The sequence below is a fragment of the Paenibacillus thiaminolyticus genome, assembly GCF_003591545.1.
Classification (GTDB): Bacteria; Bacillota; Bacilli; order Paenibacillales; family Paenibacillaceae; genus Paenibacillus_B; species Paenibacillus_B thiaminolyticus_A.
Window position 1 is genome coordinate 251,842 of record NZ_QYZD01000002.1, and the last position, 26,043, is coordinate 277,884.

The 26,043-nt window shown below is 56.8% G+C and carries 22 protein-coding genes; all 22 read right to left on the minus strand.

Annotated elements, in window-relative coordinates; all coding sequences use genetic code 11:
- Positions 1-42: 42 nt before the first annotated feature.
- Positions 43-1,161 (minus strand): cell division protein FtsZ, encoded by a 1,119-nt coding sequence (gene ftsZ / locus DQX05_RS04080; protein ID WP_119791091.1) that lies wholly within the window; start codon positions 1,159-1,161, stop codon positions 43-45.
- A gap of 53 nt (positions 1,162-1,214) precedes the next feature.
- Entirely contained in the window at positions 1,215-2,459 is a 1,245-nt protein-coding gene (ftsA, locus tag DQX05_RS04085) for a cell division protein FtsA (RefSeq protein ID WP_119791092.1), read from the minus strand.
- Positions 2,460-2,697: 238 nt separating this feature from the next.
- A complete protein-coding gene (locus tag DQX05_RS04090) occupies positions 2,698-3,570 on the minus strand; it encodes a cell division protein FtsQ/DivIB (RefSeq protein ID WP_119791094.1) in 873 nt (290 codons plus the stop codon).
- A 92-nt stretch (positions 3,571-3,662) separates the two neighbouring features.
- Positions 3,663-4,946, minus strand: a complete 1,284-nt coding sequence (murA, locus tag DQX05_RS04095; RefSeq protein WP_119791096.1) for a UDP-N-acetylglucosamine 1-carboxyvinyltransferase — start codon at positions 4,944-4,946, stop codon at positions 3,663-3,665.
- Between the two features lie 16 nt (positions 4,947-4,962).
- Positions 4,963-5,871, minus strand: a complete 909-nt coding sequence (murB, locus tag DQX05_RS04100) for a UDP-N-acetylmuramate dehydrogenase (protein ID WP_119791098.1) — start codon at positions 5,869-5,871, stop codon at positions 4,963-4,965.
- Between the two features lie 302 nt (positions 5,872-6,173).
- Positions 6,174-7,280 (minus strand): undecaprenyldiphospho-muramoylpentapeptide beta-N-acetylglucosaminyltransferase, encoded by a 1,107-nt coding sequence (murG, locus tag DQX05_RS04105; protein ID WP_119791100.1) that lies wholly within the window; start codon positions 7,278-7,280, stop codon positions 6,174-6,176.
- A gap of 5 nt (positions 7,281-7,285) precedes the next feature.
- Complete coding sequence (gene spoVE, locus DQX05_RS04110; protein WP_119791102.1) at positions 7,286-8,383, minus strand: stage V sporulation protein E; 1,098 nt, start codon at positions 8,381-8,383, stop codon at positions 7,286-7,288.
- A gap of 47 nt (positions 8,384-8,430) precedes the next feature.
- Positions 8,431-9,858: a UDP-N-acetylmuramoyl-L-alanine--D-glutamate ligase gene (murD, locus tag DQX05_RS04115; protein WP_119791104.1), complete on the minus strand. Its 1,428-nt coding sequence runs from the start codon at positions 9,856-9,858 to the stop codon at positions 8,431-8,433.
- A gap of 3 nt (positions 9,859-9,861) precedes the next feature.
- On the minus strand, positions 9,862-10,824 hold the full coding sequence (gene mraY, locus DQX05_RS04120) for a phospho-N-acetylmuramoyl-pentapeptide-transferase (protein ID WP_119791106.1): 963 nt from the start codon (positions 10,822-10,824) through the stop codon (positions 9,862-9,864).
- Between the two features lie 3 nt (positions 10,825-10,827).
- Positions 10,828-12,252, minus strand: coding sequence for a UDP-N-acetylmuramoyl-tripeptide--D-alanyl-D-alanine ligase (locus DQX05_RS04125; protein WP_119791108.1), 1,425 nt, complete (start codon positions 12,250-12,252; stop codon positions 10,828-10,830).
- Positions 12,249-13,745, minus strand: coding sequence for a UDP-N-acetylmuramoyl-L-alanyl-D-glutamate--2,6-diaminopimelate ligase (locus DQX05_RS04130; RefSeq protein WP_119791110.1), 1,497 nt, complete (start codon positions 13,743-13,745; stop codon positions 12,249-12,251). The genes DQX05_RS04125 and DQX05_RS04130 overlap by 4 nt, the downstream gene beginning before the upstream one ends.
- A 2-nt stretch (positions 13,746-13,747) precedes the next feature.
- On the minus strand, positions 13,748-15,676 hold the full coding sequence (locus DQX05_RS04135; RefSeq protein ID WP_119791111.1) for a stage V sporulation protein D: 1,929 nt from the start codon (positions 15,674-15,676) through the stop codon (positions 13,748-13,750).
- 69 nt (positions 15,677-15,745) lie between these two features.
- Positions 15,746-17,935 carry a penicillin-binding protein gene (locus DQX05_RS04140; RefSeq protein WP_259391769.1) on the minus strand — a complete coding sequence of 730 codons (2,190 nt, stop codon included), beginning with the start codon at positions 17,933-17,935 and terminating at the stop codon, positions 15,746-15,748.
- Positions 17,936-17,942: 7 nt separating this feature from the next.
- A complete protein-coding gene (gene ftsL / locus DQX05_RS04145) occupies positions 17,943-18,332 on the minus strand; it encodes a cell division protein FtsL (RefSeq protein ID WP_119791113.1) in 390 nt (129 codons plus the stop codon).
- An 18-nt stretch (positions 18,333-18,350) separates the two neighbouring features.
- The gene (gene rsmH, locus DQX05_RS04150; protein ID WP_119791115.1) at positions 18,351-19,301 is read right to left on the minus strand and encodes a 16S rRNA (cytosine(1402)-N(4))-methyltransferase RsmH; all 951 of its coding nucleotides are present in this window, start codon (positions 19,299-19,301) and stop codon (positions 18,351-18,353) included.
- A 214-nt stretch (positions 19,302-19,515) separates the two neighbouring features.
- Complete coding sequence (mraZ, locus tag DQX05_RS04155) at positions 19,516-19,947, minus strand: division/cell wall cluster transcriptional repressor MraZ (protein ID WP_087442149.1); 432 nt, start codon at positions 19,945-19,947, stop codon at positions 19,516-19,518.
- A 115-nt stretch (positions 19,948-20,062) separates the two neighbouring features.
- Positions 20,063-20,365 (minus strand): hypothetical protein, encoded by a 303-nt coding sequence (locus tag DQX05_RS04160; protein WP_182914612.1) that lies wholly within the window; start codon positions 20,363-20,365, stop codon positions 20,063-20,065.
- 253 nt (positions 20,366-20,618) lie between these two features.
- Entirely contained in the window at positions 20,619-21,890 is a 1,272-nt protein-coding gene (locus DQX05_RS04165; RefSeq protein ID WP_119791117.1) for an adenosylhomocysteinase, read from the minus strand.
- A gap of 74 nt (positions 21,891-21,964) precedes the next feature.
- On the minus strand, positions 21,965-23,593 hold the full coding sequence (gene bshC / locus DQX05_RS04170; RefSeq protein WP_119791119.1) for a bacillithiol biosynthesis cysteine-adding enzyme BshC: 1,629 nt from the start codon (positions 23,591-23,593) through the stop codon (positions 21,965-21,967).
- A 93-nt stretch (positions 23,594-23,686) separates the two neighbouring features.
- Positions 23,687-24,061 carry a DUF3397 domain-containing protein gene (locus DQX05_RS04175; protein WP_119791121.1) on the minus strand — a complete coding sequence of 125 codons (375 nt, stop codon included), beginning with the start codon at positions 24,059-24,061 and terminating at the stop codon, positions 23,687-23,689.
- A gap of 40 nt (positions 24,062-24,101) precedes the next feature.
- Entirely contained in the window at positions 24,102-25,076 is a 975-nt protein-coding gene (locus tag DQX05_RS04180; RefSeq protein WP_119791123.1) for a ketopantoate reductase family protein, read from the minus strand.
- Between the two features lie 193 nt (positions 25,077-25,269).
- On the minus strand, positions 25,270-25,914 hold the full coding sequence (locus tag DQX05_RS04185; RefSeq protein WP_119791125.1) for an RsfA family transcriptional regulator: 645 nt from the start codon (positions 25,912-25,914) through the stop codon (positions 25,270-25,272).
- Positions 25,915-26,043 lie beyond the last annotated feature (129 nt).

A 26,043-nucleotide genomic window follows, 5' to 3' on the forward strand; every position in this document is an offset into this window, starting at 1 on the left:
AAAAGACGCCTGCCTCGATAGGCAGACGTCTCGCGTCTATCATCATTCGTTATTATTGTTGCGCGGACGGTTCCGCAGGAACGTCGGGATGTCCAGCTGATCTCCGCCGGATTGCGTATTGCCGAACGGACGAAGCGGCGATTGAGCGCGGGATTCTCCGCTCGTCTCGCTGCTCGCAGGGCGGCGCCCTGGAATCATCGGAGCCGGCTTATGCTCGAATCCTGTCGCAATGACGGTCACCTTAATGTCATCATTCATGTTCTCGTCGATAATCGCACCGAAGATCATATTTACTTCCGGATCCGAGGCTGCGGTCACAATCTCGGCCGCTTCATTGACCTCGTAGAGCGACAAATTCGCTCCGCCCGTAATGTTCATGATGACGCCGCGTGCGCCATCGATCGACGTCTCGAGCAGCGGGCTCATGATCGCCTTGCGCGCGGCCTCCGCCGCCCGGCTCTCCCCGTTGGCGATGCCGATTCCCATCAAGGCCGAACCCCGTTCGGTCATAATCGTCTTCACGTCCGCGAAGTCGAGGTTGATCAACCCCGGCACGGCAATCAAGTCGGAAATGCCTTGGACCGCCTGACGCAGCACGTTGTCTGCCGCCCGGAACGCTTCCAGCATCGGCGTCTTCTTGTCCACAATCTCCAAGAGGCGATCATTCGGGATGACGATAAGCGTATCCACCTTCTCCTTCAAGGCTTCAATGCCCATCTCCGCCTGCGTCAGACGCTTGCGGCCTTCGAAAGTAAATGGCCTCGTAACGACCCCTACCGTCAGAGCCCCACATTCCTTCGCGATCTCGGCGATGACTGGAGCCGCACCGGTTCCCGTTCCTCCACCCATGCCGGCGGTGACAAATACCATGTCAGCCCCCTTCAGGGTGTTCATAATCAGTTCACGGGACTCTTCGGCCGCCTTCTTCCCCACTTCGGGATTCGCGCCTGCCCCGAGGCCGCGCGTCAGCTTGTCGCCGATCTGCAGCTTGTGCTCGGATTTCGCGAAGTGAAGCGCCTGCGCATCCGTATTTACCGTAATAAATTCAACGCCCTTGACACCGTTGTCGATCATGCGGTTGACTGCATTGCTTCCGCCGCCGCCGACACCGATGACCTTAATCTGGGCTAATGCTTCCATCTCGAATTCAAATTCCAACATGAGCTCTCCATCTCCCCTTCATTGTGCATGGATGGCATGAAGTCAAACAAACTTTAAATAAATTCGCTAAACATATTTTTTAACCGTTCGATAAAACCAGGCTTGTTCGATGATTCTGCCGGAGCCGGCTTTCGTGCGGCTGCTTTCTTGGTGCCACCTGCACTGCGTGGTCGGACGGAGCGCATCACATGATGCAATACCCCAACACCACTTACGAATCCTGGATCGCGTACTCCGATATAATCAGGTACCGCAATCCGAACCGATGTCTGCAGCTCTGCCTGTGCGGCATTCAACACACCAGCCATAGAGACGGTACCTCCCGAAAGAATGTACCCGCCAGGAAGCTCTGTGAAACCTAGACGCTTCACTTCATTCTTCACAAGGTGAAAAATCTCTTGAACGCGAGGTTCAATGATATTCGCAAGGAATACTTGATTGAATTCCTTCTCCACGTTGCTGCCGATGCGGACGACTTTGAACACTTGGTCCTCCAATGCATCGTCCACCCAGGCGCAGCCGAACTTGAGCTTGACCTTCTCCGCCTGATCGGACATCGTCCGCAAGCCATAAGCGATGTCGTTCGTGACGAAGTCGCCTCCGATTGGCAAGGTCGAAGTAGCTGCTAGCGTCCCGTCGCGGAACACGGCAATCGTCGTGGCGCCCGCACCTACATCGACCAATACCGAACCCATAAGCTTCTCATCCTTGGACAGTGCCAGATGCCCGCCGGCCAGAGACATCAGGACCAGTTCCTTGACATGCAGCCCCGCTCTCTCGACGCATCGGGTCAAATTATGTATCGCGGTCTTCGCCCCTGTAATAATCGTAGCATCCGCCTCGAGGCGGACTCCGATCATACCGCGCGGATCATGGATGTCCTCCAGACCATCAACCACGTATTGCTTCGCAACGACGTCGATAATCTCCCGCTCCGGCGGGAGCGCAATGACTTCGGCCGCCTTCAGGACCCGGTCGATGTCTTCTTCGCCAATCTCTCTATCCTCGTTCGAGACCGCGACGACGCCATGACTGGACTGGAGACCGATATGATTGCCCGATATGCCAACGTACACTTCCGTAATCTCTATACCGACCATGCGTTCCGCATGCTCCACAGCATTACGAATGGATTGCACAGTCTGATCAATATCTACAATCGCACCTTTGCGAATACCTTCTGAATCAGCAGATCCAACGCCGATGATTTGCAGCGTTCCGTTGTTAATTTCTCCAATGATAGCACGCACTTTGGATGTACCGATGTCCAAACTCACAATGATGTCATTGCTGCTCAACCCGTGGCACCTCCTACTTCCCAGTCAATTGGTATGTTTTTATCCCCGGACACTCTCTATGTATTCAACAAAGGCTTGTTCATTCCCTCTTTTTTCTACACTTTTTTTAAAGACAAAATCCTTCCATTTGTCATGTGCCGCTTCCGGTCTGTCTTGTCTTCTACAATCTGAAAAATGCAGTTCAAAAAAAAGGGGAGTTCAGGAAATACCATAAACTTTATTCTAGCATTTATTCCGTTTATTGAGTAGAGTTTTTTTCTTCATCCACATTTTGTTGATCTTGTTCATTCTGCATGTTATTCTCATTATTTTCCTTATCTTGCTCATTTGTACTTGTTTGTTCCTCTTCTGCGCCGATTTCGTCAGGCTCCTCCGGAAGACTGGAATACGGAATATACGAGTCGGCCTTGAGCATGGTTATGCGGCCGGGCTCCTGCGTCTCGACCACGCCGCTTAAATACGTGATCTTGTCGGGCAGCGCCGATACCGTCGTAACAACTTCGAATCCGGAACGCGTATACATCTTAATTCGGTCCGGGTACGAGGGAGACGGGAAGAAGCTAATCTCGGAAATGTCGGCCAGCAGCCCCTTCGGAATCTTGGCAAGCTGTTGGCTCAACTGCGCTCTCACCCCGGCTTGTCCGTCCCATTTGGTCAGCACAGGCTTCTCCAGCACGGTCTTCAGCTGCGTGCTCGGCTTCACGACGGTGCCGTTCTCCAGACAGGCCAGAACCTGTCCGTCCGCGCTCAATTCGTAGGCGACGGCGGCATATTCATGAACATATACTTCAACCACGCCAGGGAAATGCTTGACCATCTTCACCGATTTGACAAAAGGGAACTTGTCTTGAATTCGCGCGCTAATCGTTGCTTCCCTCGTCCCGAAGAACGGCTCGCCGGGCTTCAGTCCGCTGACATCGCCCAGTTCGTCCTTCGTCACGAAATTCTCTCCGATCCAGCGCACTTCCGTAACCTTGCTTATCGGTGAACGGAAGAACAGCACGACCAGCAGCACGATGCATAGAATGGACAGCAGCCAAATCAGCTTCGCAGCTGCGCGCTTCTTCTTCGACGGCTTCCCTGGAAGCGGGGGAATACTACGTAAATGCAACCGCTCACCCCCTCCATTCTTTCTCCTTAAATGTTAGTTCGCCGTAACACCCACAATCCCCTCCTTCTTAGGGGAGGGGACTCGCTGTAGCTCTATCCATTCGCAAGGTCAAGCCTAGGTAGCGCGTCGAACCGCTCGATGTTCGCGCCAAGTCGGCTGAATATATGCTCAATCCGGTCATAGCCACGATCAATATGATGAACATTCTCGATAATCGTTCGTCCCTGAGCGGCCAAGCCCGCGATAACGAGGGCGGCTCCCGCCCGGAGGTCGGTCGCTTCCACCGTCGTGCCGTACAGCATAGACACGCCGCGAACGAACGCCGTGCTCAAATCAACGCGGATATCGGCACCCATGCGGGACAATTCATCCACATGCTTGAAGCGGCCCTCGAAGATCGTCTCCTTCAGCACGCTTACCCCGTCGGCAAGCGCCATCAACACCATCAGCTGCGATTGCAGATCGGTCGGGAATGCCGGATAGGGCGATGTGACGATCCGGTCTACGGCCTTCACCCTGCCGAAGCTAGTTACATTGATTATACCATCACTCGTAGCGATCTGAACACCAGCACGGCGAAGAATATGAATCAATGCGGTCAAATGTCCAGAATGTGCATTGGTCAGCGTCACCGCTCCCCTTGTTGCGGCCGCCGCAATCATCAGCGTGCCGGCTACGATGCGGTCCGGGATGATCGAATATTGGCAGCCGTACAGACTGGTGACGCCTTCAATTACGATTGTTCCGCTGCCGGCTCCGGTAACATTCGCCCCCATCTGATTCAAGAAGTTCTGCAGGTCGGTTATTTCCGGCTCCCGGGCGGCATTCGTGATGACGGTCGTGCCCTCCGCCAGCACGGCGGCCATCATTACATTCTCCGTCGCCCCCACGCTCGGGAAATCAAGATGGACATCCGTTCCGACAAGCCGCGCCGCGCGGCATGTGACGCGGTGGCCGCATTGCTCCACTTCCGCTCCAAGCGCCTGCAGGCCCCGTAAATGCAAATCGATCTTGCGTTCGCCGATGGCGCATCCGCCAGGCTGATAAATATGAACTTCCTTAAAACGCGCAAGCAGCGGGCCCATCAAAAAAATGGATGAGCGCATCTGTCGCATCAAATCTTCCGGCACATGGACCGAATGAGTACCGGCTGCATCCAATGTGACCGTATAACCGTCTTGAACGGCCCGACAGCCCAAGCGGCGCAAAATGTGCAGCATTACTTCAATGTCGAGTAATTGCGGAACATTATCGAGCTTGACGACACCGTCGGCCAGGATCGCGGCTGCTAAAATCGGTAAAGCGGCATTTTTGGCTCCATGGATACGAATGGTCCCCGATAAAGGTTTCCCACCCTCAATCACCAATTTGTCCAATGTATCACCTCCGTGATTACCGCTCACCCACCACCAACACTTCCGGCACCAACTCGACACCATATCGGTCTTTTATCGTTTGTTGGATGCGCTCCATCAGGGTGAGCACGTCTGACGCTGTTGCTTGCCCGGTGTTTACAATGAAATTGGCGTGTAACGGGGATACTTCAGCTCCGCCGATTCGGAATCCCTTCAGTCCGGCCTCTTCAACGAGCCGGGCCGAGAAGTCTCCCGGCGGGTTGCGAAACACGCTCCCCGCGCATGCGGCTTGCAGCGGCTGCGTCCGCAGACGCCGTTCCTTATTGGCTGCGTTCAAGGTTTTAATCTCATGCCGGTCTCCGTGCTCCAGCCGGAACGTCGCCTCCAGTACGATGCCCCTGATCTCGTGCAGCACGGAATGACGGTACGCGAACTTCATATCTTCCGTTCTGTATCGCACCAATTCCCCTGTCTCCAGTACAATCTCAGCAGATTCAAATATTCGTGACACGTCAGACCCGTGCGCGCCGGCATTCATATAGACGGCTCCGCCGACCGTACCGGGAATGCCGCCCGCGTATTCCAGTCCCGACAACCCCATATTGCCGGTGAGCACGGACAGCTTGATGAAGGAAAGCCCGGCTCCGGCATGCACCAGATTGTCTTCCTGCCGGGCATAATCAAGCGCATGCCCGGTATGAATGACAACGCCTCGCACCCCTTTGTCGGATACGAGCATATTGGAGCCGCGCCCCAACGCCATCCATGGCAATTGCATGTCATGCAGCAGCCGGACAGTCTGAACGATCTGCTCTTTGCCGGCAGGCTCGACGAGCACATCCGCCGGACCTCCGATCTTCCAGGTCGTATACGGTGCAAGCGGCTCATTTACCTTGTACTTGCCCAAGTTCAATTCCGAATAACGGGTTATAAATTGCTGCAGCATATGATGAACCTCCTTAACCCAACTCATCCTGTCATCCGCGATAGACGATGCAACATCCGTGTCCGGCATGCGGCACTGGCTGTCACGATGTATAGGGTATCTTATGTAGCCGTAATACGTTGTGTGACAGGTGCCCAGATGGAAAGGGGGCGTCGCTTCGACCATACCGGCCGTCCCGCCCGGGCCGGACAGCCCGCGACAAGTCTTGCTCGCCGCAGCCCTGTAACATGATGGATCACCTGTGTGCAGCCGAAGCCCTGCCCTCCCGGCATCTGGTCCGAGACGCACAAATCGGGCAAGGTTCACTTGCCCGTCAATCGTTCCAATTCAATTGCGACGCGCTCCGCGGCATCCGGCTGGCCGAACGCTTTGGCTCGTGCCGACATTCGGCTGCGCGACTTCTCATCGGTCATCAACCGCTTGATCGTATCGAAGAGCGCAGTCGAGCTGAGCTCCCGCTCCAGCATCATGATGGCCGCCCCGGCGTCCGCGAGCGATCGCGCATTGGCCTCCTGGTGGTTATTCGTCACATTGGGCGACGGGATCAGCACCGACGGGATGCCAAGCGATGTCAGCTCTGCCAGCGAGGAGGCCCCCGCCCGGCTTACCGCAAGCGTCGTCGCGGCCAGCACCTCCGGCATATTGCCGATATAGGGAAGCACATGCAGATGGTTGCGGACGGACTCGCTTGATTTGAGGACGGCTGCCCGCGTATGCTCATAATAATGCTGACCGGTAACATAGACGAAATGAACGTCTGGCAGCTGCTTCAGCAGCGGGACCATGCCAATCATCGCCTGATTCACCGCCTGTGCGCCGCGGCTGCCGCCGACGATAAGCACGACGCGGCTGTCCATTGGCAGGCCAAGCGAGGCGAAGCCCCGTTCCCGGTTCGCTTGTGCGACCGCAGTCGCCCGCGGATTGCCCGTGTAGATGACCTGCTTCGCTTTCTTGAAATAGCCCGCCGATTGCTCGAAGCTGACCGCCACCGAGCTGACATAACGGCTGAGGAATTTGTTGGTCAGCCCGGGAATGACATTCTGTTCATGGACGACCGTTGGGATGCCCAGCTTGGCTGCCGCATAGACGACCGGCCCGCATACATACCCTCCGGTTCCGATGACGACATCCGGTTTGAATTCGGTCAGCATCGCCTTCGCCTTGCTCACGCCCTTCAGGAAGCGCATGACCGTTTTGACATTGTCAAACGAGAGCTTGCGGCGAAATCCGGTAATGTCGATGGAGGCAAAAGGGAGGCCTTCCTCAGGTACAAGCCGGCTCTCCAGGCCTTTATCGGTTCCAATATATAAAAAAGTGCAGTCGGGATAGCGTTTCTCGCATTCCCTCGCGATGGCGACAGCCGGATAAATATGTCCACCCGTGCCGCCGCCGCTGAGCACGACGCGCATCTCGTTCACCTCGCATAACGTGATATGTTCAACAAGATGCCTAGTGAAGTCAGCATCAATGTCAAGGAAGAGCCGCCATAGCTGATTAATGGCAGCGTAATGCCTGTCACCGGCATCAAGCCGATGACGACGCCAATATTGATAAGAACCTGCACGGCCACGATGCCGACGATGCCGACGGCCAGCAGACTGCCGAACGTGTCAGGGGCCATCATGGCCGCCCGCATGCCGCGCCATACTAGAATTAAGAATAGCATTAATACGGTGACGCCGCCAATGAAACCAAGCTCTTCCGCCAATATGGAGAAGATAAAATCGGTCTGCGGCTCCGGCACATAATTGTATTTCTGACGGCTCGCCCCCAAGCCGAGGCCGACCAATCCGCCCGGGCCAATCGCATACAGCGACTGGATCGCTTGATATCCCGCACCGAGCGGGTCCTGCCACGGATCGAGAAAGGCGGTTATGCGCTGCAAACGATAAGGCGCCGCCAGAATCAGGCCGACGAACCCGGCCACCCCGACGAGGGCAAGCGAGGCCAGATGCTTAATCTGCGCCCCTCCCGTGAAGATGAGCAGCAGCGAAGCGCCCATCATGACCGTGCCTGTCCCCAGATCCGGTTGAAGCATAATGAGCCCGAACGCCGCTGCCATCACCCCGAGCGGCGGGAGCAGCCCGGTCATGAACCGCTCGATTCTTGTCTGCTCGTCCGACAGCGTTTTGGCCAAAAAGATAATCATGCCCAGCTTCATGAATTCCGAAGGCTGGATGCCGAACGATCCGATGCCGAGCCAGCTGCGCGCCCCGCCCCTGACATCTCCGATGCCCGGGATAAGAACGATGATAAGCAGCCCGAAGCAGATCAGCAATCCGACCTTCGCATACCTGGACCATATCCGGTAATCGGTGTTCATCGTTACGAACATGGCAGCCAGTCCAAGTACGGCGAACAGCAGCTGCCGCTTGACGAAATAATACGAGTCGCCGTAATCGTGAAAGGCGATGATGGCGCCGGCACTATACACCATGACAATTCCTATCGCCAGCAAAGAAAGAATGGATACGATAAGCCACAAATCGGGAGCGGTCCGTGCTTTGACCATTGCGGTACACCTCGTTGGACAATGTAGGGGCTTGAACACCCCCCTACTTAAAGACTATGCACCGCCGCCTTAAACATTCGTCCGCGCTCTTCATAGGAAGGGAACATATCCCAGCTCGCGCAAGCCGGCGACAGCAGCACGACATCTCCCGGCTGGGCATAGCCGGCCGCCAGACGCACTGCTTCCGAGACGGCATCCGTTGCATTATCTACATTGTCGACGACCGCCACGTTCGTTAAACCCGCCTTCGCGGCGATGGCCGCCAGAATCTCCCTCGTCTCGCCCATTGTGACGACGGCAGTGGCCCGCTCCTTCAGAACCGGAACCAGCTCCAGGAAATCAAGCCCGCGATCCAGGCCGCCGGCGATCAGGACAACCGGCGCTTCGAACGCTTCCAGCGCCATGAGCGTCGCCTTCGTGTTCGTCGCCTTGGAATTGTTATAGTACGATGCGCCGTTCACCTCGCCCACGTATTCGAGGCGATGCTCCACGCCCCGGTACGATCGGAGCGGCTCCGCCAGCGCCGCAGGCTCGGCGCCCGCCGCTATCGATATGGCAACGGCCGCCAAGGCGTTGTCCACATTGTATCGCCCGGGCACACCGATCTCCCGCACGCCGATGATCGGATACAATTGCCCCGCTTCATCCGCATACATCAATTGGCGGTCTTCCTCCTCCCCGTCGCCGGACGCTTCCGCGTAAGGGGGCTCTACGTATACGCCGCATTCGACGCGCCGCGTGGACGACACCCACCAGATGCGAGCGCCAATATCCGGAGCGAGCGCACGGCAGGTCGCGTCGTCCGCATTCAGCACGGCGACATCTCTATTCGCCATATTGCGGAACAAGCGGGCCTTGGACTGGACATAATCCTCCATCGTCCCATGATAATCCAAATGGGTCTCCGACATGTTCAGCAAGCTGGCGACACGCGGACGAAAGGCGGATGTCCCCTTGAGCTGGAAGCTGCTCAGCTCCGCGACCAGCACGTTGTCCGCACCAGCTTCTCCAGCAGCCTGACAGAGCGGCGTGCCGATATTGCCGGCGACAATCGGATGTAGACCGGCTGCTTCGAGCATATTGCCGACCCAGGTCGTCGTGGTCGTCTTCCCGTTGCTGCCCGTGATGCCGATGATCGGCGCCGAACTGAGATGATAAGCGACCTCCACCTCGGTCACGACCTCAATGCCGAGCGCAAACGCCTGGCGCACAGGCGGCGCCGAATACGGGATGCCCGGATTTTTGACGACCAGTTGGACACTGTCATCGAGCAGATCGTCCGGGTGATGGCCGCAAACAACACAAATGCCCAAAGCTTCCAGCTCCGAAGCTTCAGGGCATTTGTGGCGTTCTTTCTTATCATTGACGGTTACGAGGGCACCGCGTTCATGAAACGTCTTAGCCACACCGACACCGCTCTTGGCCAGGCCGAGAACGACGACGCGCTTACCTTGGTACATATCTGGATGTTCCATCTGCTACAACCCCTTGTTGATCCATAATCCAAGTCCCGCGAGCACGATGCCCACGAGCCAGAAGGTGATGACGACACGCCATTCCGACCAGCCGGACAACTCGAAATGATGATGAATCGGACTCATTTTGAATACGCGCTTGCCCCGTGTCTTGAAGGAGACGACTTGAATGACGACGGACAGCATCTCGATGACAAATATGCCGCCGATGACGAGGAACAGCAGCTCCGTCTTCGTCAGAATCGCAATCGCCCCGATGGCGCCCCCGATGCCGAGCGAACCGGTATCGCCCATGAACACCTTGGCCGGATGCGCATTGAAGACGAGGAAGCCGAGCACGGCGCCGATCATGGCTGCCGCGCATACCGCGGCCGCGATCTCGGACAACTGCATCGCGATGAGCGCGAAGGCTGCCAGCGCGATTGCGCTTGTGCCGGACAGCAGGCCATCCAGGCCGTCCGTGAAATTGACCGCATTGCTAATCGCCAGCATCATCAAAATGATGAACGGATAATAGAACCAGCCGAGGTCAAGGCCCCAGGACGTTCCCGGAACCGCCAGCACGGTACTGTGATTCGACTGCCACAGCAGCACGCAGATCACGGCGGAGCACGCGAGCTGCCCGATCAGCTTTTGTCTGGCGGTCAGGCCGAGCGAACGCTTGAACACGATTTTGATATAATCGTCAAGAAATCCGATCAGTCCGAAGCCCAGCGTCGCGATGAGCAGCACATAAAAATCAATATCTGTGACCGAAAATTTCAGAAAAGCAAGCGTAAAGGCGAGCAAAATAATGGCGCCGCCCATCGTAGGTGTACCTGCTTTTTTCAAATGGCCTTGCGGCCCGTCATCGCGGACCTGCTGTCCGAACTTGAGCCTGCGAAGCAGCGGAATGGTTAGCGGACCGAGGATGACAGCCAAGATGAAAGATACGCCCATTGTCATTAACATCAATTTGAAGTCCAATCCCTACACCTCCCGTAGCCCCACAGACGAATCCGTGTTACGGATCCAGTCATTTACAACTTCTTCAAGTTTCATTCCCCGGGATGCTTTGACGAGTACGATATCGCCGGGTTTCACTTCTTGCTTCAAATAGGCTTTCAAAGCCATTTTATCTTGGAACGCATGCACGGCCTCGGCCGGCAGCGACCGGCGGGCCCCGTCGGCGATATGCTTGCCCAGTTCGCCGTACGTAAGCACCTCATCGACCTTATCCGGCGTAAGCTCAGCTCCGATCTCGAAATGGAGCGCCGCTTCCTGCGGTCCCAGCTCCAGCATGTCGGCCAGCACGGCGATGCGCCGCCCGCCCTTCATGTCGGCCAGCACGGACAAGGCCGCCCTCATCGAGGTCGGGCTCGCATTGTAGGCGTCATTCAGCACGATCCAGCCTTCCGACGTGACATGCCGCTCGAAGCGCATGCCGCTGATGCTCGCCCCGGCCAGGGCTAAGGCAATCTGTTCGTCCGTCAGGCCGAAGCGGCGCCCAACCGCCAGAGCAGCCATGGCGTTCATCACATTATGCTGCCCCAGGAGCGGGATATGGAAGACAGACTCGCCTTGTCCGCCGGCGGAAGGTACGGCGAATGCTATACCGGTGCCGTCGCCGCTTGTACGTGACAGCCGCAGTTCGCATCGTTCTCCTAGACCGAAGCGCAGCAAGCGGATGCGTTCCCCCGGCTCCCGTTCGGACAGCGCCAGATCGACAAGCGGTTCGTCTCCATGGCATACGAGCAGGCCGCCGTCGCATAACCCGGCCGTAATCTCGAGCTTAGCCCGGGCGATCTCCTCCCTGCTGCCGAGCTGAAGCAGATGGGCATCCCCGATATTGGTGATAATGGCCACATCCGGTCTCGCGAGCTTCGAGAGCAGCTCGATTTCTCCCCGGCCGCTCATGCCCATCTCAAGCACGGCAATCTCCGTCTCCGGCGGCATCGAGAGCACCGTCAGCGGAAGCCCGATATGATTGTTGAAGTTCCCATCGGTCTTATGTACCCGATATCGTTGCGACAAGACGGATGCAACCAGATCCTTCGTCGTCGTCTTGCCGTTGCTCCCGGTAACGGCGACCACCTTGACCTGGCCTTCCGCGAGATAAGCGGCAGCCAGCCGCTGCAGCGCCGCGTAAGTGTCCTCCACGACGATAAGCGGCGCGGATGCCCCGGGAAGTTCCCGATCCGCCTGCCAGAGCGATCCGGCCGCCCCGGCCCGCAGCGTCTCCTCCACATAGGCGTGGCCGTCGAATCGTTCACCGGCGAGGGGAACGAACAGTCCTCCGGGCAAGACGGAGCGGGAGTCGGTAAATACGCCGCGCACCTTCGTCTGGCCTGCAGACGGATCGGCCAATGTTCCGCCGCACAGCTCCGCTATATGTTCCAAGGTTGTCTCTATCACTGCACTTTTCCCCTTATCGCTTCTTTTGCTACTAGGCGGTCATCGAAATCCAAGGTTTCGCGGCCGATAATTTGATATGTCTCATGCCCTTTCCCCGCAATCAATACTACATCGTGCGGGCTTGCCATATCAATAGCCTTCGCAATGGCGGCTCTTCGGTCAACGATGCATTCATAACGGTCCCGGCCAACCTCAATCTCCGTCAGCCCCCGCTCGATATCTTCGAGAATCCGATCGGGATTCTCGGTGCGCGGGTTGTCGGACGTAATGATAGAGTAGTCGGCATAACGGGCCGATATCTGGCCCATAATCGGCCGCTTCGTCCGATCGCGGTCTCCGCCGCAGCCGAAGACAGAGATGATGCGGCCTTCCGCAAATTCCTTGACGCTCTGCAGCACGTTCTCGAGGCCGTCCGGCGTATGGGCGTAATCGACGATGACTGTATACGGCTGCCCGGACTCCACGGCCTCGACGCGCCCGGCCACACCCGGCACCGCTTCGAGGCTGGCGCAAATGTCTTCCAGCGCGATGCCTTCAATCAGCCCGACCGCGATGGCGGCGAGCGCATTGCAGACATTGAACTTGCCGACCATGCGAAGCTGCACGTCGGCCGAGCCGCGGAACGTATGGACGCGGAAGCTCGTTCCCTTGCCGTTCATGCGGATGTCCTCCGCCCGAATATCGGCAGACGCCGATAAGCCGTACGTCAGCGTCTCTGCCGTGGTCATCTTGGCGAAATGAGCCGATGCCGGATCGTCCGCGTTCAGCACGGCATAGGAACGCTCTGCCTCTTGCTCGGAGAACGTGTTCCCGAGCCGGGAGAACAGCAAGCCCTTGGCGTCGCGGTACGACTCCATCGTCTCATGGTAATCAAGATGATCCTGGGTCAGGTTCGTGAAGACGGCTGTCCGGAAGCGGCAGCCTTCCACGCGGCCTTGATCGAGCGCATGAGAAGAGACCTCCATCGCGACGGCCTCCACGCCGCAGTCGGCCATATCCCGCAGCGAACGCTGCAGCTCAAACGCGTTCGGCGTCGTGCCCGACATCGGCAGCTTGCGCCCGTCATAACGCATCTCGATCGTACCGATCACGCCGCTTTTGCGGCCGGCGTCCGTCAATATCCGCTCTATCAGATAAGTTGTCGTCGTTTTGCCGTTCGTTCCCGTCACGCCGATCAGCTTCAAGTCCCGGCTCGGCGAACGGTAGAAGGCATCAGCCAGCACCGCAAGCGCATGACGGGCATGACGAACGATGAGCTGCGGAACCGGAAGCGGCAGTTCCCGCTCCACGACAAGCGCGGCCGCCCCCTTTTCAAGGGCTTGCTCCGCATAACGGTGACCGTCATCCGCCGTGCCCGAGATGCAGAAGAACAGATCGCCCGGCCGGACATGGCGCGAATCCACCGCCAATCCGGTTACCGCCGTAGCTTCGTCTCCTGTATATCTCACATTCAGCATTCGCTTGCATGCTTCAGACAATCGCATTTCCTGCATAGTTATTCCTCCGTCTCTGTACCCATGTAGATGCGGATGGTCGCTCCCCGCTCCACACGGGTTCCCGGCTTGGGCGCCTGGTGTATGACCGTGTTGCCCGTGCCGGATTTGGCCAGTTGAAAATTCATGTTCATATCTTCGTAAATATCGGTCAGCGTCTTGCCGACCAGATTGGGAACCACCACAATCGGCGTCTCATGGTATCTATATTCGCGGGGGACTTGTTTCTGACGCGGTTCCACTCCCATGTAATGGAGCGCGTCCTCCATGATTCGCTTCACGATAGGAGCGGCAATCAGCCCGCCGAACTGAATCCCTTGCGGATTGTCCACCGCCGTGTAGATGACGATCTTCGGATCGTCCGCCGGAGCGAACCCGACAAAAGACACGATATGCTCATTCGGCGAATAACGTCCATTCACAACCTTTTGCGCCGTGCCCGTTTTTCCTCCGACCCGGTAGCCGTCGATGAACGCGTTGCGTCCCGAGCCTTGGGCGACGACATGCTCCAGCGCGTCCCGCACCTTCGCCGACGTTTCCGGCGAGATGACCTGCCGGACCAACTGCGGCTCGACTTCATCGATGATCATCCCGGTCTCGGGATGCTCGAACGACTTCGCCACATGGGGGCGGTACAGCTTGCCTCCATTGATCGTCGCCGAGACCGCGGCAATCTGTTGGAGCGGCGTAACCGAGACACCCTGTCCGAACGAGGTCGTCGCCAATTCGACCGGACCGACCCGGTTCAGCTTGAATAGAATTCCCGTCGCTTCCCCGCTCAAGTCGATGCCCGATTTTTGCCCGAAGCCAAAATTCCGTATGTACTCAAACAGCGTCTCCTTGCCTAACCGCTGTCCCAGCGTGACAAAGCCGGGGTTGCACGAATTGCCGACCACCTGGAGGAAGGTCTGGCTGCCGTGACCGCCTCTCTTCCAGCAGCGGAGCCGGGCCCCCCCGACCTCGATGCTCCCGGGATCAAAAAAATTCTCGTTGTACAAATCGACCTTGCCTTCCTGAAGCGCCGCAGCGAGCGTAATAATCTTGAAGGTAGAGCCCGGCTCGTACGTCATCCAGATCGGCAGGTTGCGGTTGTACACCTCCGAGGAATACTCCTTGTACCGCCCCGGTTCATAATTCGGGCGGCTCGCCATCGCCAATATCTCGCCGTTGTTCGGATCCATCGCAATCGAGATGATATGCTTCGGCTTCAATTGGAGCATCGCCTGATCAAGTTCCCGCTCCATTATTGTCTGTATTTGCTTGTCAATCGTCAATTGCAAATTTAATCCATCTCGCGGCGGGGCGTACGTCTCCGAGGAGTTCGGCATCTGGCGGCCCTTCGCGTCGGACAGGTAAGAGACGCTTCCCTGCAGCCCGCTGAGCGCGTCATTGTACTTCTGCTCGATGCCCGTCAGCCCTTGGTTGTCGATTCCGGTGAAGCCGAGAATATGGGAGGCCAAATCTCCGAATGGATAATATCTTTTATTATCCTCTGCCACGACAATGCCGGGCAAGTTCATTTCTCGCACCTGCTGCGCCGTTTCGAGCGATATTTTGCGGCCTCCCGGCTTAATATGGACGATAGACCTGCGTACCTTAATCATACGTTCGACATCTTCCGTTTTCATCTGCAGCACCGGCGCCAGCCGGGCAGCCGTCGCGGCGGCATCCTGAATCTGGGCAGGGACGGCCATAATCGTCGGGGAGGTAACGTTATAGGCGAGACGCACCCCGTTCCGATCGAGCACTTCCCCGCGCTTGGCCGTAACCGGGATGTCTCTGCGCCATAATTCCTCCGCCTTGGCCGTAATTTCGCCGCCCTCCCACAGCTGGACATAGGCAAGACGAACGACGAGCGCAAGAAAGCCGAGAGACACGAGTCCGATGCCGATGAACAGCCGCTTGCGGACCGTGACACTGGATAATTTCACGGTAACCCCTCCTTTGTCCCACTTGGGTTCATAACCAACCTATTCGGGACAACCAGGGGATAGAACAAGCTATGGCCTTCTCGGCTCCAATTTTATGTCGACGACGCGCTTGCCGTTGTCTGTCGAGGCTTTCTGCTCGGTCACGTAGCCCTCTCCCTCGATCCGCACCTCGATGCCCAGCAGTGAGGCAATTTCCATGACATCGCGCAGCGATTTGCCTTTCATATCCGGCATTTTCAGATTTTCCGGCTCATCGGTCAGCAGGTAGATCCGCTGGCCGGAGCCCAAATATTCGCCCGGCGCCGGGAATTGGCGCTTCACTTCCTTGCCTGCGCCGACCGTCTGGAAGACGATGCCCTGCTCCGCCAGCCGCTTCTTCGCTTCATGAGGCTTCAGCCCTTGAATATTCGGCGCCGTGACCAGCCGGATCGGGCCTTCGGATTTGCCCGGTTCACCCGGCTTCATCTCATGGGACGTCGGCACGCCCATATAGCGCAGCGATTTGGAGACGATATTTTTGAAAATAATCGGCGAGACGAAGCCGCCGCCCTCCCAATATTTCTGCGGATCGTCGACGACGACGATGACCGCAATGCGTGGATCCTCCACCGGAGCGAAGCCGACGAAGGATACGACCGCGCGCGTGGAGTCGTACTCCCCGTTAATAACCTTCAGCGCGGTTCCCGTCTTGCCCGCGACCCGATATCCTTCGATATATGCGTTCCGGCCGGTGCCGATCTCCTGATCGGCGACAACCTGCTCCAAATATTCGCTGACCTGCTTAGCAATATTCGGATCGATCACTTGACGTACCACTTCCGGCTCCCGCTCCGTCACTTCGCCAGTCACCGGGTCCTCGATCTTTTTCACGATATGCGGCTTCATCAGCTTGCCGCCGTTCGCTACTGCCGAGACCGCCATAATCTGCTGAATCGGCGTCACCTTGATCTGGCCGTGGCCATACGAAGCGGCCGCGACGTCCGCCGCATATTGGAACTGAACGAAGCCATCGTATTCCCATGGGATCTCGATGCCCGTCTTTTGCCCGAAGCCGAACTTATCGATATAGGACTTGAACCGCTCCTCCTTCAGCATCTCGAAGCCGAGCTTGACGAAAGCGACGTTACTAGAACGCTTCAAGCCTTCCAAATACGAAATCGTCCCCCACGTCGTATTGACATCATGAATAGGGCGTCCGCCCGCATAAATTTTCCCCGATTGGAAATAGGCATCCGGATCGAACAGCCCTTCCTGAACGGCCGCCGCAAGCGTCACGATCTTGAATGTCGACCCTGGCTCATAACCGCCCTGCACTGCCGGGTTGAAAAAAGCGCGCTCATTGTCAAAATCCCAATACGAATTCGGATTGAACGTCGGCATGTTCGCCAGGCCCAAAATGTCGCCGGTCTTCGGATCCGCGGCGATAACCGTAATCGTATGCGGGGAGTATTCATTATACACTTTCCGGATCTCTTCCTCGATATATTGCTGGATCGTGCGATCGATCGTCAAATACATATTGTCCCCGTCCTGAGCGGGTGTGTAAATCTCTGACGCCTTCGGGAGCTTGTTGCCCATTCGATCCTTCTCATACTGGATAGACCCGACTATACCGGCCAATTGCTCATCATACAATTCCTCGATGCCGCCAACCGGTTTTCCGTTTTTATCGGTATAACCAAGGACGTGGGCAGCCAGGTTGTTTTTGGCGTAGAACCGCTTCACCTCCGGCATCAGGTACAGTCCGATATCCTGTTGTTTCGTCTTTTCCTTGAGCGAGTCCGTGAAGTCGCGCAGCTTCTGCGCGGTCTCCTCTTCGATCTTCCAGCCCTCGTTCCGCACCTCGCGATGAATCAAATACTTTCCGGTCTCCGTACTTTTTTTGCGGACAATGTCATAGAGCTCGTTCTCCGGCTTGCCCAGCACCTTGTGCAGCTCCTGGACGATAAGCCGCTCCACGTCAATATCCTGCTCGACCAATTTATCGAGCGTTTTCAGTTCCTGAATCAGACTCGGATTGACAGCGACCGTATACGCAGGGGCATTCATGACAAGCACTTCCCCGTTCTGATCATAGATCGTCCCGCGCGCCGGAGTGAGCGTCTGCTGCGTAGACCATGAGTTTTTCGCCAGCTCCATCCAGAAATCTTGATTCCACACTTGATACCAAAACAGACGGGTCACGATGACAATAAAAAAGAGGGTGAATAAGCCCCCGATTGTCAACGTACGCAACTTGATTCGTTTGACCATCTTCATCCCTCGTTCAATCCTTGCCTATAGCTTGTTTGTAAACTTGAATCTCTAGCGGGGTCTCGGGAAAGACAAGCCCGTTCTTCCGCGCGATTTCTTCAACCCGCTTCCAATCCGACAGCTTCTCGACCTCCACTCTCAACACGGAGGTCTGATCCTGGAGCGAGACCGTCTCCCGCTTCAAATTCTGGATCTGCCGGTTCATGTCGTAGATCTGGGCATATCGCCCGATAAGAACGAGCGCAACGGCCGTGCACAATAGAATGGTCAGCAGATACAACAGCTTCTCCCTCGTCGGCAATGTGTTCTTGCGGACGACGGTCTTCGTTGTCTGGTGAACCTTGGGCCTCGGCTGCTGCTGTCTCTCCGGCCGGACGGCCAAATTACCGCGAGTATAAGCCATCTTCTGCTCTCCCCCTCATTACAATTTCTCGGCAACCCGTAATCTCGCGGAGCGAGAACGCGGATTGCGCTCCAACTCTTCCGCGCTCGGCACAATCGGCTTGCGCTTCGGCAAGGTCAATATATCCTGCTTGCCGCAGGCGCACATCGGCAGATCCGGCGGACAGGTGCAGCGGTTCATATATTTGTTGAATGTCTGCTTGCATATCCGATCCTCTAAGGAATGGAAGGTAATGACAGCGACCCTTCCACCCGGCTTCAAGCAACGGATTGCTTGATGGAGCGCCTGCTCGAACGCGCCCAACTCGTCGTTGACGGCGATGCGGAGCGCCTGGAAGCTGCGCTTGGCCGGATGGCCCCCAGTCCTTCGGGTTGCTGCCGGAATCCCGGCCTTCACCAGTTCGGCCAGCTCGCCGGTCGTCTCAATCGGATGATCCGCTCTCGCTTCCGCGATGCGGCGGGCGATACGGCGTGAAAATTTCTCTTCCCCATATTCGAATAGGATCCGAGCAATCTCCTCTTCCGGCCACTCATTCACAATCTCGCGGGCCGTCAGCGAAGTGCCCCGATCCATGCGCATGTCCAGCGGCGCGTCATGCTGATAGCTGAAGCCCCGCTCACCTTCATCAAGCTGCGGCGACGATACCCCGAGGTCGAACAGAATGCCGTCCACCTGAGGCACGCCATCCACAAGCGGCGCTTCCGCCTGTCGCAGCGCGTCTTCGATCTGACGAAAATTCGTCTTGATCATCGTCACCCGATCAAGGTAGGGAGCCAGCACATTCGCGGCATTATCCAAAGCCCAATCGTCCTGATCGAGCGCGATTAGCCGGCCGTCCGCGGACAGCATGGATGCAATGGCGGAGCTGTGTCCTGCCCCTCCCAGGGTGCAATCAACATAGATGCCGTCAGGGCGCATATTCAGCCCGTTCACAGCCTCCTCTTTCAACACAGTTATATGGTGAAACACAAGTTATTCCTCCTAGTTCTTCCTGTTCCCGTCTATGTTGTCTTTCCTCTATTCACGGTTCGCTACCCCTAGAAATGGAGGTTCAAAAAAGTCGGTTTTCCGCAGGAAACAAGCTTTTTAGAAGCATATTCATTTCAAAAGTGAATGCAAGATTCGATGCCGAGCTGCTTCCTGAATCCCTTCATGGTAAAAAGCAAACTTTCTGAACATCCTCTCAAAAATCAAAATCAACCAGAGTCTCAGCCATTTCTTCAAAGGTAGACGCGGACTGCTGTACATAGTGTTCCCAAGCGTCCTTGCTCCAAATCTCCACCCGGCTCTGCACGCCGATAATCATGCATTCCTTGTCCAGCTTGGCATGCTGCCGCAGATGGGCAGGAATGTTGATCCGACCCTGCTTGTCCCACTCGCATTCGGTGGCGCCGGAGAAGAAAAAGCGGGTAAAGGCCCGTGCGTCCGCCTTCATCAAGGGCAGTGCCTTCAATTTCTGTTCGAGCAGACCCCATTCTTCCATCGGGTAGACGAACAGACATTGATCCAGGCCACGCGTCAGTATGAAGGTGGAGCCCAAGGAATCACGCAGCTTGGCGGGAATGATCAGGCGGCCTTTGTCATCGATGCTATGTTGATATTCACCCATGAACATCTGCCACCACTCCTCCCCCTAAATCCACCACGATGCCCCACTTTCCCCCACACCAAAAGAATACTTCGCCGTAAACATAAAAAATCCTGCTTGTGAGCAGGATTTTTATTTCATGTTACTTTTTCTCCTTGCTATCGGGCTCAGCACTTTTTGCTTCGGCCGCTCGTCTCTGTTCCTCCACTTCCGCCGGTTCGACAGCCAATGCCGGCACCATGGCTTCCGCAGTGGGACCTTCGCCCGCTTCCGGCTTGCCATCTGCCCCCTCGGCCGGCTGTTGCCCCGTTCCCGCGTGCCGCTGCTGCTCAGCCTCGCCAAGGTGTCCGGGGAAGCGCGGTTGCGGATGCCGCCGCCGACCTCTTTTCCTCTTCACAAGCAGCCAGATCGGAACACCGGCGAACAATTCTGGATACAGCTGCAATCTGCACCTTACTTAACGGAATATGGAAATAAAATGTTGCGAGCAGCCCGGCCTCCTTATCCAGTGAATGAACAGGCGCTGCCTTTTATTCATCTGGAGCGATATATAGGTTGGAGCCGCAGCTTTTGCCGGGGGCCACGTAAAAGCCAAGGAGGCATTGATGGAAATCAATTCGGGCGATATGCAAAAAAAGACCGCCCGCCTTCTTTGCCTTCAGTGAAGCAAAGAAGCGGGCGGCCGATTACCGCCGCTATTAATGTTCTTGCCAGCTGGCCAAATAGGATTGCTGTTCAGCCGACAGTGTGTCGATCGAAATGCCGAGCGACTCCAGCTTGAAGCGAGCGACCTGCTCATCCAGTTCGTACGGCACATTGACGACCTTGCTGCCGATGCGCTCGTAGTGCTCGTTCACATATTTCAACGACAATGCCTGCAAGGCAAACGTCATGTCCATAATCTCTGCCGGATGCCCGTCCCCCGCTGCCAGGTTGACAAGGCGGCCTTCCGCCAGCAGATAAATGCTGCGTCCGTCGTTCAGCTTGTATTCTTCAATATTTTTACGGACCGTGCGCACGTTCTGCGCACGCGCTTCCAGCTCCGGCTTGTTCACTTCCACATCGAAATGGCCGGCGTTGGACAATATCGCGCCATCCTTCATGACATCGTAATGCTCGCCGCGAATGACATCGCGGTTTCCCGTGACCGTCACGAAAATATCGCCTGCCCGAGCCGCTTCGCTCATCGGCAGCACGGTGAATCCGTCCATATACGCTTCGACGGCCTTAATGGCGTCGATCTCTGTCACGATGACGTTCGCGCCAAGGCCTTTCGCCCGCATCGCCACGCCCTTGCCGCACCAGCCATAACCGACGACGACGACCGTCTTGCCGGCTACGACGAGATTCGTTGTGCGGTTGATGCCGTCCCACACCGATTGGCCTGTGCCGTACCGGTTGTCGAACAAGTATTTGCAGAAGGCATCATTGACGGCGACCATCGGGAATTGGAGAGTCCCATCCTTCTCCATCGCCTTCAGACGCAGAATTCCTGTCGTCGTCTCCTCGGCGCCGCCGCGCACCTGCTCGCGCAAGTCCGGGCGCTCCGAGTGCAGAATCGAGATCAGATCGCCGCCGTCATCGATAATCAGGTCCGGCTTCGTCTCCAGGGTGCGGAGGAGCAGCTGCTTGTACTCTTCCGGCTCCGGATTGTACTTCGCATAGACCGTAATCCCGTCTTCAACCAGCGCGGCGCAGACATCATTCTGCGTCGACAACGGGTTGCTGCCGGTAATCGTCACATCCGCGCCGCCGGCCTGCACGACCTTGGCCAGGTAAGCTGTCTTCGCTTCCAGGTGGAGCGAGATCGCTACCTTCAAGCCCTTGAACGGCTGCTCCGCTTCGAATTGCTTGCGAATCCGGTTCAGCACCGGCATATGGGCTTGCACCCAATCGATCTTCAAATGCCCTTCTGGGGCCAATGCAATATCGCGGATGATGCTATGATCCGCTGCTTTTGTCTGACTCATCCTCTACACCCTTCCCTTCCTGTTATAGCTATCGTATTCTGCAGATGCGCGCCCGTTAACCCGCGGGACCTTTGCTACAGCACAATCAAGCGGTTCTCCCCGTTCCACAGCACGGGAGCTTCCATCATTGGCTTGAACCAGCCGTCCCCGTAGCGGCAGGTGTACATCAGCATATTGTAGACGCGCTCCTGCGGCCGATCCTGCGGATAGAGCGTCAGCCTCATCCGCTCCCACTGGCGAAGACCCGATTCATGCTGCTTCTGGAGCGCATCCTTGGCCCGGTGATGCAGGAAGTCGATCTGCTCCAGCACCTTCGCCCGGTTCGTATCCCCCAAGCGGCCGAGCGCGGGGAGCGCTTCGTTCAGCCGGGCAAGCAGCTCTCCGTAGCGGGCATCGACATCATCGCGGAGCGAAGCGAACCGTTCATCGAGCCCCAATTCATCCTGAGCCGTCAGCCACGCTTCCTTCCTCTCCTCATAATGCCCGATGATCTCTTCGGCCGTCAATTCATATTTCCCAAGCAGCTTGTTCACGGTTCCTTCCAGACAAGTGAAGCCCATGCGCGGCCAGAGCAGCGGCATCCGCATGCCGAGCGCGCGGAAAGCTTCCTTCGTCTGCGCCCAGTACGCGATCTCGCCGGGACCGAGCACGGTAGCCAGCACCGGGAACAAATATTCCTGCATCAGCGGGCGGGTCAGCACGTTGTTGCTCAGCAGATGGGGCGCCGATTCTGCAGCGGTCATCAATTCATCTGCGCTTCGGATCAGGGTCCGGTGCCGGTCGGTAAAGCGTTCGTCTTCCTTGAACAGCAGATGCCGCTCTCCCTCGTGAATCAGGAACAGATTCGCTCCGTTCTCGGCACGGTCCGCCTGAGTGGGGAAGCCGCGCGAAGCCAGCTCGCGCTCGCTGTTGCCGTAGGCCTGTCTTAGCCGATCGTTCTGCGCGATGAGGCTGCGGAACATCGGCCCTTCGACCTGGCGCAGCTCCGGATCGGCCGAATCAAGGAATACGAGGCCGTATGCGCCGAACATGCCTCCGAGCAGCACGGCGCACGCATCGGTAAGCGACGCCGCGCCGGCGGAAGCTTCCCGTACCCGCTCCATTAGCCCTGGCTTGAACTCCGTAGCCGGAAGCAAGGCGTCCACCTCATTCAATACCGCTTCCCATTGCTCCTCATCCGGTCGAATGCCGCTGACCGGCGCGCGCGTTCCCTCCTTCTTCTCCACCCGGACCCGGGCGACAGAAGGTTCCGGCGTGAGGAAATACGCATGATTCACTTCATCGAAGTCATGATCCTCTCCCGCGAGCCAGAAGATCGGAATAACCGGACGGCCCAGTCTCGCCTCCGCCTCCTGGGCCATGCGGATAATCGATACCGCCTTATAGACGACGAGCAGCGGACCGGTAAATAAGCCGCCCTGCTGTCCGCCGACGACGACGAGCGCGTCGTCCCGCTCCAGCCGATCCAGCGATGCCGTTACGGCCGGATGATCGTTCCTTGCCTTATTATATCGGCGCAGGACGGAGACGAGCCGCTTGCGATCCGCCCGCAGATGCGCCGCTTCATCCACCCAGCGGACGCGCGTCTCCCAATCGCGATCCGGATGATATTCATATAGCGATTCGATAATCGCATCGTCACGTTCTATGTATCGTCTTGCCAATGATTGCTGTATAGGTATGTTCAATATAGGCCAAGTCATGTAGCCGCCTCCTCTGTCTATCGTCTCGATTGTACACAATGCGGCTTGGATACGTCAAAGAGGCGTTGTTCGCGCACGCGCTTCCCATGGCGGCTACACACTCGCAACATATGCGATAATGCCGATGAGCAGCAGGATAATGTAAAGAATGCTGAGAATAAAGAAAGCCAATCTCCAGATCGTCCTCGCCAGCCGCTGAACGTGAATTTTACCGTATTTGCGGTGCTGGAGGCCCCCAAGCAAGCCGATGGCAAGGAGAAGCATAAGACAGATCCAATAAAATCCGCCGGAGGAGCCTGTTATCGTATTATAAAGGCCCCCAACCGAAGCGATAAGGAAGAATGTCGTTACGTCCATGGCAAGCATGAACGCTTTTTTCTTAGGCCTGACCCAATAGGACCCGGCAACCCACACGATGATGAACGGAAAAAACGGCAATGCCGATAAAAATACGAAAATGGTATGCATGGGCGGTGTGACTCACTCCTTTGGACAGAAGAAGTAGATGCTAGCGGTGTCTTGGCTCGCCAGCCCGGATCAGGCGGTATATCGTCTGATGCAGCGGGGTGCCGGCCCCATAGCGCGCGCCGAGCCGGATAATTGCGCCCGTAATGGCCTCGCATTCCGTCGGACGGCCGGCCAATATATCTTGCAGCATGGAAGAGGTGTTGCCGGCCGTTAAGCGGCACACGTCCATAATCCGCTTCCATGCTTCCTCTTCATTCACGGGGATGCCAGCGGCATGATAGACCCCGGCCGCTTCACCCAACAAGTCCCGCATAAGCTCCATCCGTTCCGCCTCGTCGAGCAGTTCGCCGTTCTTGACGCGCAGCAGCGCGGTCAACGGATTGATGACGGCGTTGACGAGCAGCTTTTGATAGACCATGTCTTCGATGTTGTTCGACACAAACGTCTCAATTCCTGCCTTTTCCAACAACTTCTTCGCACAAATACATGAAAAATTCAAAGCGTGAGACCGCGCGTTCTCTTCTACGGAGGCCGGACCGATCCAGGTGGCTCCGGATCCGGTATGGCGAATTCGGTTCGCTCCCTCTCTGGCCGCGGCCTCCGTCGTAACAGCAACAGCAAGCGACGGGGCAGGCCATACCTCCGCCAAGGCTTCGGCATGGCCGACCCCGTTCTGGAAGCAGACGAGGGTTGCGCCGGGCTGCCGCGGCATCTTCGCCAGCACGGTGAGCAGCTCAGGTCCGATGTGCGTCTGCTTGACGAACAGCCATACCATCCCGGCTTCCAAGCCATGGCGGCTTAGCCGGGCCGGCGCCGACGGAAGCGGGAACGCTTCTACTCCTTCATAATGGGAGCGCTGGCCTGACAGCTCCACCACCTCGACGCCTTCGGTACGAATCTTCTCCGCCTGCTCCTCCGTTCTCGTCCATAGCCGGACCCCGGTCTGCCCACCCGCCAGCAGCCGTCCCGCGAACAGGAGGCCGAGCGCGCCTCCTCCAATAATATCGACAATCATGTTCGTCTCTCTCCTTCTTCCGAATTTCTATCGGCTCGTTCTCGCTATATATGAATGATTGAACACGCACTATCAGTGTCCTTGTTATATCAAAGAATCAGGAAAAACACAAAAAAAGCGCCAAGTGAGAGAATTCTCTCGCTAGGTGCTTTCCTTGCGCCGTCCTGCATGTGCCGGGGACGGAAGCCGGCGCCTATTCGATTCGCTCCAGATTGCCGTTGGCATCCATACGGAACCGCGTCTTCACATCATCGTCTTCCTCGCTCAAAATAGCCAATCGGCGGGCACGGTCCATAATTTGAATGAGCGCTTTATAATCATCGTTCACCGTACGATAGTCGGTCTCTACCACATTGACTTGCTTGGAGAGCTCCTCATTTTCCCGCTGCAGACGAACACAATATTCTTCCTTTTCATGCAGTTCTTTTTCCATATGCTTGATTTGGCGGGTCATTTCCTGCACGTTGTTGCGCATCTGGCGCAAATAGCGGATAACCATGTCCATCGACAACGATTCTTCCGTCAGCATCTCGCCTTTCAAAGCCGTCTCTTCTCCCTCTTGCAGGGCAAGAGAAGCGACCTGAGCGCCCAGCGGCTGCTTTTTCAAATAATTGCGCTTCTGCCGCTGCGCCTTGGCCAGTTGGATCGCCGCCTCATACTTTTTGCGGACGCAGCTATTCCAACGGAATCCGCACGCCGCGGAGGTCCGCCCGATCTTGTCCCCCACTTCCTCAAAAGCGGCCAACTGGGTACTTCCTTCCCGGATATGCCGAAGTGTAACTTCCGCTAAAATCAAATCATCATCTGCAGTCCATGCATCTTGCCTTATTGCTGTCATGAAATAACCTCCTAACGACTTCCATCATTCATATCGGTCGCAAGCAGCTACGCCGCGTTCGCCATCCGATTATTGGAGCGGAGTATACTGCCGCTTGAAATAACCGCTTATTCCATCTCTATGCCCATG